The sequence below is a fragment of the Klebsiella quasivariicola genome (assembly GCF_002269255.1).
Classification (GTDB): Bacteria; Pseudomonadota; Gammaproteobacteria; order Enterobacterales; family Enterobacteriaceae; genus Klebsiella; species Klebsiella quasivariicola.
Map to the genome: position 1 here is coordinate 1,456,661 of NZ_CP022823.1, position 14,556 is coordinate 1,471,216.

At 59.0% G+C, this 14,556-nt stretch carries 12 protein-coding genes; 8 read left to right on the forward strand and 4 right to left on the reverse strand.

The annotated features are described in order from the left end of the window. Positions 1 to 102: 102 nt before the first annotated feature. The 6 genes from dapA (at position 103) to ypfH (ending at position 6,755) form a co-directional block, all read left to right on the forward strand. Entirely contained in the window at positions 103 to 981 is an 879-nt protein-coding gene (gene dapA, locus B8P98_RS07380; RefSeq protein WP_025711485.1) for a 4-hydroxy-tetrahydrodipicolinate synthase, read from the forward strand. 16 nt (positions 982 to 997) lie between these two features. Then, complete coding sequence (bamC, locus tag B8P98_RS07385) at positions 998 to 2,032, forward strand: outer membrane protein assembly factor BamC (RefSeq protein ID WP_008803834.1); 1,035 nt, start codon at positions 998 to 1,000, stop codon at positions 2,030 to 2,032. A 229-nt stretch (positions 2,033 to 2,261) separates the two neighbouring features. After that, positions 2,262 to 2,975, forward strand: coding sequence for a phosphoribosylaminoimidazolesuccinocarboxamide synthase (purC, locus tag B8P98_RS07390; protein ID WP_087805094.1), 714 nt, complete (start codon positions 2,262 to 2,264; stop codon positions 2,973 to 2,975). Positions 2,976 to 3,094: 119 nt separating this feature from the next. Next, the gene (gene ypfJ / locus B8P98_RS07395) at positions 3,095 to 3,970 is read left to right on the forward strand and encodes a KPN_02809 family neutral zinc metallopeptidase (RefSeq protein ID WP_025711483.1); all 876 of its coding nucleotides are present in this window, start codon (positions 3,095 to 3,097) and stop codon (positions 3,968 to 3,970) included. A 9-nt stretch (positions 3,971 to 3,979) separates the two neighbouring features. Then, on the forward strand, positions 3,980 to 5,983 hold the full coding sequence (locus B8P98_RS07400; protein ID WP_095032853.1) for a tRNA(Met) cytidine acetyltransferase TmcA: 2,004 nt from the start codon (positions 3,980 to 3,982) through the stop codon (positions 5,981 to 5,983). A 76-nt stretch (positions 5,984 to 6,059) separates the two neighbouring features. Then, positions 6,060 to 6,755: an esterase gene (gene ypfH, locus B8P98_RS07405; RefSeq protein ID WP_025711481.1), complete on the forward strand. Its 696-nt coding sequence runs from the start codon at positions 6,060 to 6,062 to the stop codon at positions 6,753 to 6,755. Positions 6,756 to 6,803: 48 nt separating this feature from the next. Here ypfH and B8P98_RS07410 read toward each other — a convergent pair whose 3' ends face one another. The 3 genes from B8P98_RS07410 to B8P98_RS07420 are packed head-to-tail and all read right to left on the reverse strand — an operon-like array spanning position 6,804 to position 8,518. Beyond that, positions 6,804 to 7,007 carry a YpfN family protein gene (locus tag B8P98_RS07410; RefSeq protein ID WP_025711480.1) on the reverse strand — a complete coding sequence of 68 codons (204 nt, stop codon included), beginning with the start codon at positions 7,005 to 7,007 and terminating at the stop codon, positions 6,804 to 6,806. A gap of 26 nt (positions 7,008 to 7,033) precedes the next feature. After that, entirely contained in the window at positions 7,034 to 8,161 is a 1,128-nt protein-coding gene (dapE, locus tag B8P98_RS07415) for a succinyl-diaminopimelate desuccinylase (RefSeq protein ID WP_025711479.1), read from the reverse strand. Between the two features lie 3 nt (positions 8,162 to 8,164). After that, a complete protein-coding gene (locus B8P98_RS07420) occupies positions 8,165 to 8,518 on the reverse strand; it encodes an ArsC family reductase (protein ID WP_025711478.1) in 354 nt (117 codons plus the stop codon). Between the two features lie 367 nt (positions 8,519 to 8,885). Between B8P98_RS07420 and ypfM the strand changes: the two genes are divergently transcribed. Then, the gene (gene ypfM / locus B8P98_RS30395) at positions 8,886 to 8,945 is read left to right on the forward strand and encodes a protein YpfM (protein ID WP_015572204.1); all 60 of its coding nucleotides are present in this window, start codon (positions 8,886 to 8,888) and stop codon (positions 8,943 to 8,945) included. A 127-nt stretch (positions 8,946 to 9,072) separates the two neighbouring features. On the opposite strand, the gene acrD is transcribed toward ypfM, so the two are convergent. Then, positions 9,073 to 12,186 (reverse strand): multidrug efflux RND transporter permease AcrD, encoded by a 3,114-nt coding sequence (gene acrD, locus B8P98_RS07425; protein WP_025711477.1) that lies wholly within the window; start codon positions 12,184 to 12,186, stop codon positions 9,073 to 9,075. Positions 12,187 to 12,557: 371 nt separating this feature from the next. Between acrD and aegA the strand changes: the two genes are divergently transcribed. Beyond that, a complete protein-coding gene (gene aegA, locus B8P98_RS07435) occupies positions 12,558 to 14,540 on the forward strand; it encodes a formate-dependent uric acid utilization protein AegA (protein WP_095032854.1) in 1,983 nt (660 codons plus the stop codon). Positions 14,541 to 14,556: the final 16 nt, after the last annotated feature.

Here is a 14,556-nt window from a genome sequence, read left to right on the forward strand (position 1 = left end):
ACCGCCATACAACATCCCTGATGGCGTCGGGTCTCTTGCTTTTATTACAGCTCCAAACGTAACATTGAGAATCTTGTCGCACTTCTGCTCTGAGGATGGCCCATGTTCACGGGAAGTATTGTAGCGCTTGTCACGCCGATGGATGAAAACGGTAATGTCTGCCGGACAAGCCTGAAAAAACTGATTGATTACCATGTCGCCAACGGAACCTCGGCGATCGTTTCGGTAGGGACTACCGGTGAATCCGCAACGCTGAGCCATGAAGAGCATGGCGACGTGGTGATGATGACGCTGGAACTGGCTGACGGACGTATCCCGGTGATTGCCGGAACGGGAGCCAATGCAACCGCAGAGGCGATTAGCCTGACCAGGCGTTTTAATGACAGTGGGGTTGTCGGCTGCCTGACGGTCACTCCTTATTATAACCGCCCGACCCAGGAAGGCCTGTTCCAGCACTTTAAAGCTATCTCCGAACATACTGACCTGCCGCAAATTCTGTATAATGTGCCGTCCCGTACCGGGTGCGATATGCTGCCGGAAACCGTTGGTCGTCTGGCGCAAATTAAAAATATTGTTGGTATTAAGGAAGCAACAGGGAACTTAAGTCGCGTTCACCAGATCAAAGAGCTGGTTTCAGACGACTTTATTCTGCTGAGCGGTGACGATGCGACCGGTATGGACTTCATGCAGCTCGGCGGCGTGGGCGTGATTTCCGTCACCGCCAACGTGGCGGCGCGCGAAATGGCCGACATGTGCCGTCTGGCGCTGGCGGGTCAATTTGCCGAAGCGCGTGCGATTAACCAGCGTCTGATGCCACTGCATACAAAATTATTTGTCGAACCCAATCCTATCCCGGTGAAATGGGGATGTAAGGCGTTGGGTCTTGTGGCGACCGATACGCTGCGCTTGCCGATGACGCCTATCACCGACCATGGTCGTGAAGCCGTCACCGCCGCGCTGAAGCATGCCGGTTTGCTGTAAAGTTTAGGGAGATTTGATGGCTTACTCAGTACAGAAGTCGCGCCTGGCGAAGGTTGCGGGTGTTTCGCTGGTTCTACTCCTCGCGGCCTGTAGTTCCGACTCGCGCTATAAGCGTCAGGTGAGCGGTGATGAGGCCTATTTACAGGCGTCACCGTTGAGCGAACTTCACGCGCCGGCGGGGATGATCCTGCCGATTCAGGTGGGCGATTACAACATTCCGGTGGCCAACAGCACCGGCGCGGTGGGCAAGGCGCTGGACATTCGTCCGCCGGCACAGCCGCTGGCGTTGGTTAGCGGTGCCCGAACCCAGTTTAATGGCGATACCGCGACGCTGATGGTTGAGAACGGTCGTAGCGGTTCGCTGTGGGCGCAGGTCACCAGTATCCTTCAGTCGAAGAACTACGTTATCGCGAAACGCGATGATGCGAGCCAGACGCTGAACACCGACTGGGTTGAGTGGAACCGCCTTGATGAAGATCAGCAGTATCGCGGTCGTTATCAAATCTCCGTCAAACCGCAAGGGTATCAGCAAGCGGTGGTGGTTAAGCTGGTGAATCTGGAGCAGGCGGGTAAACCGGTTGCCGATCCGGCGTCACTGCAGCGTTATAGCACCGCCATGCTGAACGTCATTTCGGAAGGCCTTGATGCGAGCGCCACCAGCGCTCAGAACGCGGCTCAGCGCAGCGCGGGTGCTACCTTTGACGTGCAGAGCGCTGCCGATGATACCGGTCTGCCGATGCTCGTCGTTCGCGCGCCGTTTAACATGGTGTGGCAACGTCTGCCGGGCGCCCTCGAGAAAGTGGGGATGAAAGTGACCGACAGCACGCGCTCGCAGGGCAGCATGGCGCTGACCTATAAGCCGCTGTCTGATAGCAGCTGGCAGGAGCTGGGCGCTCGCGACCCGCAGCTGGCCTCCGGTGACTATAAGCTTCAGGTCGGCGACCTCGATAACCGCAGTAGCCTGCAGTTCATCGACCCGAAAGGACACACGCTGACGCAGTCGCAAAATGACGCCCTGGTAGCCGTATTCCAGGCCGCATTTAATAAGTAATCGAAAGGGCTGGAGCAATCCGGCCCTTTTTAATGTATAGTGACGCAAACGTGTGCGTATACAGATTATCCTTCAAATCGCCTCTTTGTTGGCTGCTTTCGTTCCCCCAGTCCCTTACTTTTGTAAGCTCCCGGGGATTCGCTTAGTTGCCGCCTCGATGCACTTTGAATGCTTTTGTGTATAGGCCGCGACGTATTTTTTTGGCTTAATATCACTGGAGTGGTGAAAGATGAAGAAGCTAGCTGAGTTGTATCGTGGTAAAGCGAAGACCGTTTACAGCACCGAGAACCCGGACCTGCTGGTACTGGAATTCCGTAACGATACGTCAGCAGGTGATGGCGCGCGCATCGAGCAGTTTGATCGTAAAGGTATGGTGAATAACAAGTTCAACCACTTCATTATGAGCAAACTGGCAGAAGCGGGCATCCCTACCCAGATGGAAGCGCTGCTCTCCGATACCGAATGTCTGGTGAAAAAACTGGATATGGTGCCGGTAGAGTGCGTGGTGCGTAACCGTGCGGCAGGCTCGCTGGTAAAACGTTTAGGTATTGAAGAAGGGATCGAGCTGAATCCGCCGCTGTTCGACCTGTTCCTGAAAAACGATGCCATGCACGATCCGATGGTCAACGACTCCTACTGCGAAACCTTCGGCTGGGTCAGCAAAGACAATCTGGCGCGGATGCGCGAGCTGACCTACAAAGCGAACGACGTGCTGAAAAAACTGTTCGATGACGCCGGTCTCATCCTGGTGGACTTTAAGCTGGAGTTTGGTCTGTTCAAAGGCGAAGTGGTGCTGGGCGACGAGTTTTCGCCGGATGGCAGCCGCCTGTGGGACAAAAACACCCTCGATAAAATGGACAAAGACCGCTTCCGCCAGAGCCTTGGCGGCCTGATCGAAGCCTACGAAGAAGTGGCTCACCGCCTGGGCGTTAAGCTCGACTAACCCGCCCGCCGCCAGAAGATGGCCTCATCTTCTGGCGTCTCTTGCTGTTTACTGTGGTAATCCTGCGCTGAACCGCCTACGATCTCTGCTATTGATACATAACAGGGAATGAGGTGCTTATGCGCTGGCAAGGGCGTCGCGAAAGCGACAATGTTGAAGATCGACGTGGTCAATCAGGCTCTCCGTTTGGCGGCGGCGGGGGCGGTGGCTTCCGTCTGCCGAGCGGGAAGGGCGGTATTGTACTGCTGATTATTGTGCTGGTGGCGGGCTACTACGGCGTGGATTTGACCGGCATGCTGACCGGGGAGCCGATGCCGCAGCAGCAGACCTCCACCCAGCGCTCCATCAGTCCGAAAGACGATGAAGCGGCGAAGTTTACTTCCGTCATTCTGGCTACCACCGAAGATACCTGGGGACCGATCTTTGAAAAGATGGGCCGCCAGTACCCCCAGCCGAAGCTGGTGCTCTACCGCGGCGCGACCCGTACCGGCTGCGGCACCGGCCAGTCGGTGATGGGGCCGTTCTACTGTCCTGCCGACAGCACGGTCTATATCGACCTGTCCTTCTACGATGAGATGAAAAATAAACTGGGCGCCGGTGGCGACTTTGCCCAGGGGTACGTTATTGCCCATGAGGTGGGCCATCACGTGCAAAAATTGCTGGGCATTGAGCCGAAAGTTCGCCAGCAACAGCAGCATGCCACTCAGGCCGAAGCCAACCGCCTGTCGGTTAAGATGGAGCTGCAGGCAGACTGCTTCGCCGGCGTCTGGGGTCATAATATGCAGCAGCAGGATATTCTGGAAACCGGCGATTTACAGGAGGCGCTGAACGCCGCCGAAGCCATCGGTGACGACCGTCTGCAGCAGCAGAGCCAGGGACGGGTGGTGCCGGACAGCTTTACCCACGGCACCTCGAAACAACGTTATACCTGGTTCAAACGCGGTTTCGATAGCGGCGACCCGGCGCAGTGCAATACCTTCGGCAGCGCGCTGTAATCGCCGCTCATGATGGACGCGCTGCTTAACCTCTCCGCGCAGATGGCGCGGGAGGGGATCCGTCGCCTGCTGGTGCTTAGCGGCGATGAAGACTGGACGCTGCAGCAGGCGCAGGCGCTGCGGGAGCGGCTCGGCGGCGATGGCCTGTGGGTAGGTCCCGACCCGGTTTCAGCGCCCTGCGTGGCGCCTGGCGCCCTGAAGACGCTGCTGGGGCGGGAAGTGATGCACGCCTTTTTCGATGCCCGGCGCGGGTTTGATGTGGCCGCCCTGGCGGCCCTGAGCGGTACGCTGCGGGCGGGAAGCTGGCTGGTGCTGCTGACCCCGTCCTTCGCCAGCTGGCCGACCCGCACCGATGAGGACTCCCTGCGCTGGAGCGATACTCCCGAGCCTGTCGCCACCCCCCATTTTGTGCACCGCTGTTGCCGCCAGTTTATCGCCGATCAGGAGGTGCTGCTCTGGCAGCAGTCGGAGCGGCCGCGCTTCCCGCTGGCCGCCACACGCCCTGACTGGCATCCCGCCGATGGCCACCCACAGGCAGAACAGGCGGCGATCCTTGAACAACTGGTACGCCTGCCGCCCGGTATTGCGGCGGTGACGGCAGAGCGTGGCCGAGGAAAATCCGCCCTCGCAGGTATGCTGCTGCGCCAGCTTGAGGGCGAGGCCATCGTCACCGCCCCAACGCGTAGCGCCGTCGAGGTGCTGGCGAGCTTTGCCGGCGAGGCGTTACGCTTTATGGCGCCCGATGCGCTGTTGTCGTCGAAAGAAAAGGCGGCATGGTTGATTGTTGATGAGGCCGCGGCGATCCCGGCTCCGCTTCTCCGGCAGCTGGTAAGCCGTTTCCCGCGCACGTTGCTCACCACCACCGTGCAAGGTTATGAGGGGACAGGGCGCGGATTCCTGCTGAAATTTTGCGCCAGCTTGCCCCATCTGCAAATGTTCAGCCTGCGCGCGCCGATCCGCTGGGCCACGGGTTGCCCGCTGGAGTCGGCCATCAGTCAGCTGCTGATCTTCAGCGATGAAGCATTTCGCGACGCGCCGACAGGGGCGGTGATGCTGGAGGCGGTCAATCAGTCCTGCTGGCAAACGCAGCCGGCGCTGCCGGAAGCAATGTACCAACTATTGTCCGGAGCGCATTACCGCACGTCGCCTCTCGACCTGCGGCGAATGATGGATGCCCCGGGCCAGGTATTCCGCTGCGCTCGCGCTGGCGATGCGGTGGTGGGGGCGCTGTGGCTGGTGGCAGAAGGCGGGTTGTCGCCCGAACTCAGCCAGGCGGTGTGGGCAGGATTTCGCCGACCGCGCGGTAACCTGGTTGCTCAGTCGCTGGCGGCGCATGGCGGCAGTCCGCTGGCGGCGACGCTGCGCGGGCTGCGGATCAGTCGGATCGCCGTCCATCCCGCCCGTCAGCGCGAAGGCCTGGGACAGAAGATGATCGCCAGTATCGCCGCCGATGCCGCAGGCTATGACTATCTGTCCGTCAGCTTCGGTTACACCGCCGAGCTGTGGCGCTTCTGGCAACGCTGCGGGTTTATCCTCGTGCGGCTGGGTACCCATCGCGAGGCCAGCAGCGGGTGCTACACCGCGATGGCCCTCTTTCCGTTGACAGCGGCAGGGCGCCGGCTGGCGCAGCAGGAGGCGCAGCGGCTGCTGCGCGATGAATACTGGTTACGCCAGTGGCGGGAGGGATCTGCGCCGCTGTCCGCCGCCGCAGACGCTATGCTTAGTGATGAGGACTGGCTGGAAGCGGCGAGCTTTGCCTTCGCCCAGCGCCCGCTGGCCGCGGCGCTGGGGTGTCTCAACCGCCTACTGATGCAGGTCGACATGCCTTTGCCGGCCCTGCGGGGACGACTGCAGGGGGAAGAGGAGGCCGTGCTCTGCGCCACTCTGCGGCTGACAGGGCGTAAAGCTCTGCTGGCGAGATGGCGCCAGGAGGCCGCTGACGCTATGCATTTTCTTGATGCCGCGCGCGCAGAGGCGCTGCGTCAGCAGGTGAAGCACCTGCAATTTTTTTAACTAACTCATTCAGTTAAATGGCATGGTCATATCTGGCGAGCGGCGTAAACTGCCCGCATTCACTAAGGAGACAGCCATGAAACACGATCATTTTATTGTTCAAAGCCCTGCGACGCCTGCGCAACAGCTGTTGCTGCTGTTTCATGGTGTGGGGGATAACCCGGTCTCTATGGGGCAAATCGGCAGCTGGTTCGCGCCGCAGTTTCCCGAAGCGCTGATCGTCAGTATCGGCGGGGTGGAACCTTGTGGCCCCAACGGTCGTCAGTGGTTTTCGGTGCAGGGGGTGACGGAAGAGAATCGTCAGCAGCGCATCGATGCCATTATGCCGACGTTCATTGAAATTGTGCGCTACTGGCAGGAGAAAAGCGGCGTCAGCCCGCTGGCCACCGCGCTGATCGGTTTCTCTCAGGGGGCGATTATGTCGCTGGAGAGTATCAAAGCGGCGCCGGATCTGGCTTCACGAGTGATCGCCTTCAATGGCCGCTATGCGACGCTGCCGGTGACGGCAACGACGGCCACTACCATTCACCTGATCCACGGGGGTGAAGATCGGGTTATCGATCTGGCGTGGGCGGTGTCGGCCCAGGAGGCGCTGCAGCAGGCTGGCGGTGATGTGACGCTGGATATTGTCGACGATCTGGGGCATGCCATTGACGATCGCAGCATGCAGTTCGCGATCGAACGGCTGCGCTATACCGTGCCGAAGCACTATTTTGATGAGGCGCTGAGCGGCAGTACGCCAAAAGGGGATGATATCATCGAAATGCTGTAACCCCGACGAGCGGGGTTACAGGCGGTCTGCACTGCGTTACGGGCGGATTTACGGTTTCTTCGACTGGTCGTGCTTCGGCCAGTCGTCGTCATCGTCCCATTTATCGTTAAAATCACGGTGTGGTGGCAGATCGGGTTTGTCATTGAGGAATTTTTTGTGGTCAACGCGGTTCAGATCTTTGATCACGTTGATTATGACCCCCACCAAAAAAACCAGCACCAGAATCCACCAGTGTTTAATAAGCCATTCCATGCGCGCTTCCTCTTTACGTCAATTCGTCAGGCGACCAGCTGTTCCATGACGCGTTGATACATCCGCGCCAGCAGCTGCAGGTCGGCGGCGTTCACACATTCATTAATTTTGTGAATCGTTGCGTTCACGGGACCCAGCTCAACCACTTGCGCCCCCATGCGCGCGATAAACCGTCCGTCTGAGGTGCCGCCGTTGGTCAACAGCTGCGGTTTGATCTCATTATAGTGCTCAATCGCATTGACGACCGCATCCACCAGTTTGCCGCGCCCGGTGAGGAACGGCTGGCCGGAGAGCCACCACTCCACGCTGTAACGCAGCTGGTATTTTTCCAGCAGGGCGACCACCCGGGCTTTGATCATCTCGTCCGTCAGTTCCGTACTGAAGCGGAAGTTGAACTGAACGAACATATCGCCAGGGATCACGTTGTTGCTGCCGGTGCCGGACTGCACGTTGGCAATCTGCATGCTGGTCGGCGGGAAAAATTCATTGCCTTTATCCCATTCGATATTCACCAGCTCCGCCAGCATCGGCGCCGCGCGGTGGACGGGGTTATCGGCAAGGTGCGGATAGGCGACATGGCCCTGCACGCCGTGAATCGTCAGATTGCAGGTCAGGGAGCCGCGGCGGCCGTTTTTGACTACATCGCCAACCACTTCGGTACTGGAGGGCTCGCCGACCAGGCAGTAGTCCAGGCGCTCATTGCGCGCCATCAGTGTCTCCACCACTTTGACGGTACCGTTTTTCGCGCTGGCCTCTTCATCAGAGGTGATCAAAAACGCCAGTCGGCCCCGATGGTTCGGGTACTGCGCGACAAAACGCTCTGCGGCAACCACCATCGCCGCCAGCGAGCCTTTCATATCCGCTGCGCCACGGCCAAACAGCATGCCGTCGCGGATGGTCGGTTCGAAGGGCGGATTGATCCAGCGGTCGGCGTCGCCTGCCGGAACCACGTCGGTGTGGCCGGCGAAGGCCAGCGTCTCACCGTGGCCGCGCCAGGCCCAGAAATTCTGTGTATCGCCGAAATCCATCGGTTCAACGGTAAAGCCGATCGCACGCAGGCGTTCAATCATTAACGCCTGACATCCCGCATCATCGGGGCTAAGGGAAGGGCGGCGAATAAGCTGCTGAGCCAGCTCAATGACCGGGCAAGACATAGACTATACCTCGTTAAACTGCTGATAACTTGCTTCACTAAAACCCAGCAGCATAGGACGACCGGGCGCACAGAGCAATGGGCGTTTGATAATAGCCGGCATTTCCAGCATCAGTGCGGCGGCGGCATCGGCATTATCGATGCTGTTGCGCAGCGACTCGTCCAGCTTGCGCCAGGTGGTGCCGCGGGTATTCAGCAGCGCCTGCCAGCCAAGCTCAGCAATAAAGGTATCCAGTTGCGCGCGGTCGAGGCCATCAGCGCGGTAGTCATGAAAGCGATACGCAATCTGGTGCGCTTCCAGCCAGCGGCGGGCTTTTTTAATGGTATCGCAGTTTTTAATTCCATACATGGTAAGCATCGATAAACCTTTTACATTCAATTAAGCGGCTAACTCAGATATTTCCGAATATATAAGTCTTACTGAAATAATACGTGATTCAGATGAATAAATATAACTTTTTACCTGACGACCCTTTTTCAGGAAAAGGCGTGGTTAAATTTTGCGCAGATTCGGGTGTGATGTGAGGCTATTAACACTAGCGTAAAAATGTTTCTGGATGTTGCTCTGAGTCACATTATGTTTACATACGAAGCGGCATAGTAGCAGCAAGCAGAGGTTTTATCTCTGTCAGGAGTCCACAAGGCAATCAGAGCAATAGGGGAGCACAACTTCCCACCGGCAATGAAGTTATATAGAATCGACCATAATAATAAGAGAGGCTATTATGATTGAACGTGAACTGGGGAACTGGAAAGATTTTATTGAAGGCATGCTTCGTAAATAAATTTCCGCAATGTGAGCAGGGGAATAACGCGACGTAAATAAGCGCGTCATGGTTCTGAACACATAAAGAAGGCGACCTTAATGGTCGCCTTTTCTGTTATTACGGCGCAATGCCGAGGCCCGACGGTTTATTGCGGACGCTCCTTCAGCGGAAAGCGGCGGCGCACCAGCACAAAGAACAGCGGCACGAAAAAGATCGCCAGCACGGTGGCGGAGATCATCCCGCCCATCACCCCGGTGCCGACCGCATGCTGGCTGCCGGAACCGGCCCCGGTGCTGGTCGCCATCGGCAGCACGCCGAAGATAAACGCCAGTGAGGTCATCAGGATAGGGCGGAGACGCTGTCGGCAGGCCGACAGCGTGGCGCTGAGCAGATCCTGGCCTTTCTCGTTGAGCTCGTTAGCGAATTCAACGATCAGAATGGCGTTTTTCGCCGACAGGCCGATCACCGTTAACAGACCTACCTGGAAGTAGACATCATTCTCCAGGCCGCGCATCCAGGTGGCCAGCAGGGCACCGATGACCCCGAGCGGAACTACCAGCATCACCGAGAACGGCACCGACCAGCTCTCGTACAGCGCCGCCAGGCACAGGAACACCACCAGCAGAGAAATCGCGTACAGCGCTGGCGCCTGCGCGCCGGAGAGGCGTTCCTGGTAGGACATGGCGGTCCATTCAAGGCCGAAACCGGTGGGCAACTGGGCGGCCAGCTTCTCCATCATGTCCATCGCGGTGCCGGTACTGATGCCCGGCGCCGCCTCACCGACGATCTCCACCGCCGAGTAGCCATTGTAGCGCTCCAGACGCGGGGAGCCGGTCTCCCAGCGCGAAGTGGCGAAGGCCGAGAATGGCACCATCGTGCCGCTGCTGTTGCGGACGTACCAGAGATTAATATCGTCAGGCAGCATCCGATATTTCGCCGCTGCCTGGACGTAGACTTTCTTCACCCGGCCGCGATCCATAAAGTCGTTGACGTAGCTCGACCCCCACGCGGTTTGCAGCGTATCGTTGATGTCGTCAATGGAGACGCCCAGCGCCTGCGCTTTACGCTGATCGATATCGACCTGCAGCTGCGGACTGTCGTCGAGCCCGTTGTGACGAACGCGCGTCAACAGCGGGTTTTTGCCGGCCAGCTCAAGCAGCGTATCGCGTGCCGCCATCAGCGCATCATGCCCCTTCCCGGCGTGATCTTCGAGCTCCATATCGAAGCCTGCCGAACTGCCGAGGCCGCTGATTGCCGGCGGGCTGCTGGCGATGACCCGCGCTTCGTTAATCTGATTAAACGCTTTGGTGGCGCGCTCAATAATGGCGAAGGAGGAGCCAGTTTTCGGGTCTCGCTGGTCCCAGTCTTTCAGGCGCACAAACATACGGGCCACGTTTTGTCCGTTGCCGCCGGGGCCGGAGCCAACGGTGGCGAACACTGACTCGACGTTCTGCTTCTCGTTATTGAGGAAATAATCTTCCGCTTTCTGTACCACTTTCAGCGTCTGTTGCTGAGTGGCACCGCTCGGCAGCTGTACCGAGGTGGTGAACATTCCCCGATCTTCCAGCGGCAGAAACGAGGTCGGCAGATGCAGGAACAGGAACACCATCCCGCCGAGCAGCACGACGTAGATCAGCATCCAGCGCAGCGAGCGGTGAAGGATTTTACCGACGAAGGTTTCATAGCGGCTGGCGCTGCGGTTAAAGGTACGGTTGAACCAGCCGAAGAAGCCTTTTCTTTCATGGGATTCCCCCGGCTTAACCGGCTTGAGCAGTGTCGCGCAGAGGGCCGGAGTGAGGATCATGGCCACCAGCACCGAGAGGACCATCGCCGCGACGATTGTGATGGAGAACTGGCGATAGATAGCCCCGGTGGTACCGCCGAAGAAGGCCATCGGCACAAACACCGCCGACAGCACCATGGCGATCCCCACCAGGGCGCCCTGAATTTGCCCCATCGATTTGCGGGTCGCCTCGCGCGGCGACAGCCCTTCCTCGCTCATGATGCGCTCGACGTTCTCCACCACCACGATGGCGTCATCCACCAGCAGGCCGATAGCCAGCACCATCGCGAACATCGTCAGGGTATTGATGCTGTAGCCGCAGGCATATAGCACCGCGAAGGTTCCCATCAGCACCACCGGCACGGCGATGGTCGGGATCAGGGTGGCGCGGAAGTTCTGCAGGAACAGATACATCACGAGGAACACCAGCAGGATCGCCTCCAGCAGGGTTTTCACCACGTCAGTGATGGAGGCCTTCACGAAGGAGGTCGTCTCGTAGGCGACTTTATATTCCAGACCGTGGGGGAAAAACTGCGACAGCTCATTGAGGCGATTGATCACACGTTCCGCCGTGGCCATTTCATTGGCGCCGGACGCGAGTTTGATCCCGAGCCCGGAGGCCGCCTGACGGTTATAGCGGCTAAGATAGTCGTACTTTTCCGCCCCCATCTCGACGGTGGCGACATCGCCCAGCGTGACCTCTGAACCATCCTGATTGACGCGCAGGGTGATATTGCGGAACTGATCCGGGGTTTGCAGCAGAGATTGCGAGTTGATGGTGGCGTTCAGCGCCTGCTTATCGACCGAAGGCGTCCCACCAAGCTGGCCGACGGCAATCTGGGCGTTCTGTGAACTGATGGCGTCGGTAACATCTTTGGTGGTCAGCTGGTAACTGTTGAGCTTTGCCGGGTCGAGCCAGATACGCATTGAATATTGCGAGCCGTAGGCGTCGATATCCCCCACGCCGTTGACGCGGCTGAGTGGGTCCTGGATGTTACTGGCAACGTAGTCGGCGATATCTTGTTTATCCATGCTGCCGTCGGTGGAGACGAAGGCGAGGGTCAGGATATTGGTATCGCCGGTCTTACGTACCGTCACCCCCTGGTTTTGTACCGCCTGCGGCAGTTTACGCATCGCCGACTGCAGCTGGTTCTGAACCTGCTGTACGGCTTCGTCCGGGTCGGTACCGGCGGTAAAGCTGAGGGTGATTGTCGCCTGGCCGGTGGCGCTGCTCTGGGATGACATATACATCAGGTTGTCGAGACCGGTCATATTTTGCTCAACAACCTGGGTGACGGTATTTTCCAGGGTTTGCGCGGAGGCGCCCGGATAGTTGGCGGTGATCCGCACATTCGGCGGCGCCAGGTCGGGATACTGTTCAACCGGAAGCGACAAAATGGCAAGGGTGCCCGTCAGGCATAACAGAATTGCCAGCACCCACGCGAAAATGGGGCGATCGATAAAGAAATTCGCCATCAGAATTAAGACCTCATATGCACATTTTTTTGTTATTGCACAGCCTGTGCCACTGTAGCGCCAGCGCCGCCGGCAATCGTGGAGAAATTAAGGAGATAGTGTAATTTATCATGTTGCTTTTGCCGTATCGTAAAGAAACACCGAACTTTCCTGCCTACAGGCGCCATTCTGCTGCGCCAGCGCGTCCGGAGGCCTTATCCCTCGCCGGTATGAAACCTCATTTCAGTTAAGTCAAAAAAATTGATCCAAAACGGATTCTCTCCAGAAAAACGTTATCCTGGGCAATTGAACATTGTTCCGGCCGCCGCTTGTCGGGTAATAAGTAGGCATGCGCATTAAGGGGTTATTCACCAATAAGACAAAAGGAAGCCATGAACCACTTTATTCTAAGCGATAGCCGAAAATGTATCGGCTGCCAGGCCTGCGAAGTGGCCTGCGTAATGGCGCATAACGAGGAGCAACACGTGCTGACCCCGCAGCGCTTTTTGCCTCGTATCACCGTCATCAAAGCGGAGGGCCAGCGTAACGCTATCACCTGTCGCCACTGTGAAGACGCCCCCTGCGTCCGCAGTTGTCCCAACGACGCCATTGCCCAGTCCGGCGACAGCGTCCAGGTGTGCCAGGAAAAATGCATTGGCTGCAAATCCTGCGTGGTGGCCTGTCCGTTCGGCGTGATGCAGGTGGTGGTGACGCCGCAGGCTGCGGGCCAGGTAAAGGCCAGCGCACAGAAATGCGATTTATGCCAGGATCGCGAAGCGGGGCCAGCCTGTGTGGAAAACTGCCCCGCACAGGCGTTGACCCTTGCCGACGATGAGACCTTGACCGGGCTGGCGAAGCAGCGGCGTCTGCGCTCGGCGTGTCAGGAAGTCCAGCCCTGGCAGCGTAATCCGTCGCCATGTGGCTCCCCGGTTGCGGGCGAGAAGGTCCGGCAAATGGCGGCAACCCCGCCGCGCGGGGAGCCGGATAAGCTGGCGGCGGAGGTGCGTAAGAGCCACTTTGAGGAAATCTATCAGCCGTTCACCCCGACGCAGGCGCAGCAGCAGGCCGCCCGCTGCCTCACATGTGGGGAACACAGCATTTGCGAATGGACCTGCCCGCTGCATAACCATATTCCGCAGTGGGTCGAGCTGGTTAAGGCGGGGGATATCGCCGCCGCGGTCGCGCTTTCCCATCAGACCAACTGCCTGCCGGAGATCACCGGTCGCGTCTGCCCCCAGGACCGGCTGTGTGAAGGTGCCTGCACCCTGCGCGATGAAAGCGGCGCAGTCACCATCGGCAACATTGAGCGCTATATTTCCGACCAGGCGCTGGCCAGCGGCTGGCGTCCGGACCTCTCGCAGGTTAAGCCGAGCGGTAAGCGGGTGGCGATTATCGGCGCCGGGCCGGCCGGGCTGGCCTGCGCCGATGTGCTGGTGCGTCACGGCGTCCAGCCGGTGGTCTTTGACCGTCATCCGGAGATCGGCGGTCTGCTGACCTTCGGCATTCCGGCCTTCAAGCTGGATAAGTCTCTGCTGGCCCGGCGGCGGGGGATTTTCAGCGAAATGGGTATCCACTTCGAGCTCAATTGCGAGGTGGGGAAAGATATCCCCATGGCGACGCTGCTGGCCGATTATGACGCGGTGTTTGTCGGCGCCGGAACCTATCGCTCGATGAAGGCGGGGCTGCCGAATGAAGAGGCCCCCGGCGTCTACGATGCGCTGCCGTTCCTCATTGCCAACACCAAACAGGTGATGGGGCTGGCGGCATCGGCGCAGGAGCCTTATATCAACACCGCCGGGCTGAACGTTGTTGTGCTGGGCGGCGGCGATACGGCGATGGACTGCGTGCGCACCGCGCTGCGTCACGGTGCCCGCCAGGTGACCTGTGCCTATCGGCGGGATGAAGCCAACATGCCGGGCTCGAAGAAAGAGGTTAAAAACGCCCGTGAAGAGGGGGCGGTTTTTGAGTTTAACGTCCAGCCTGTGACCCTGGAGCTGGATGAGACTGGCCGGGTGAACGGGGTGCGTTTTCTGCGCACCGAACTGGGCGCCCCGGATGCCGGGGGAAGACGTCGTCCGACGCCGATCCCCGGCAGTGAGTTTGTCATGCCGGCGGATGCGGTGATCATGGCCTTTGGTTTCCATCCGCACCAGATGCCCTGGCTGGAGGCGGCGGGTGTGGCGCTGGACAGCCAGAGACGCATCAGGGCCGGAGTGGAGAGCCGTTACCGTTACCAGACCAACCAGGAGAAAATCTTTGCCGGCGGCGATGCCGTGCGTGGCGCCGATCTGGTGGTGACGGCGATGGCGGAAGGCCGCCACGCGGCGCAGGGGATCCTTGACTATCTGGCGGTGAAAACGACGCCGCTTCACTGACGACAAACCCGGCCCC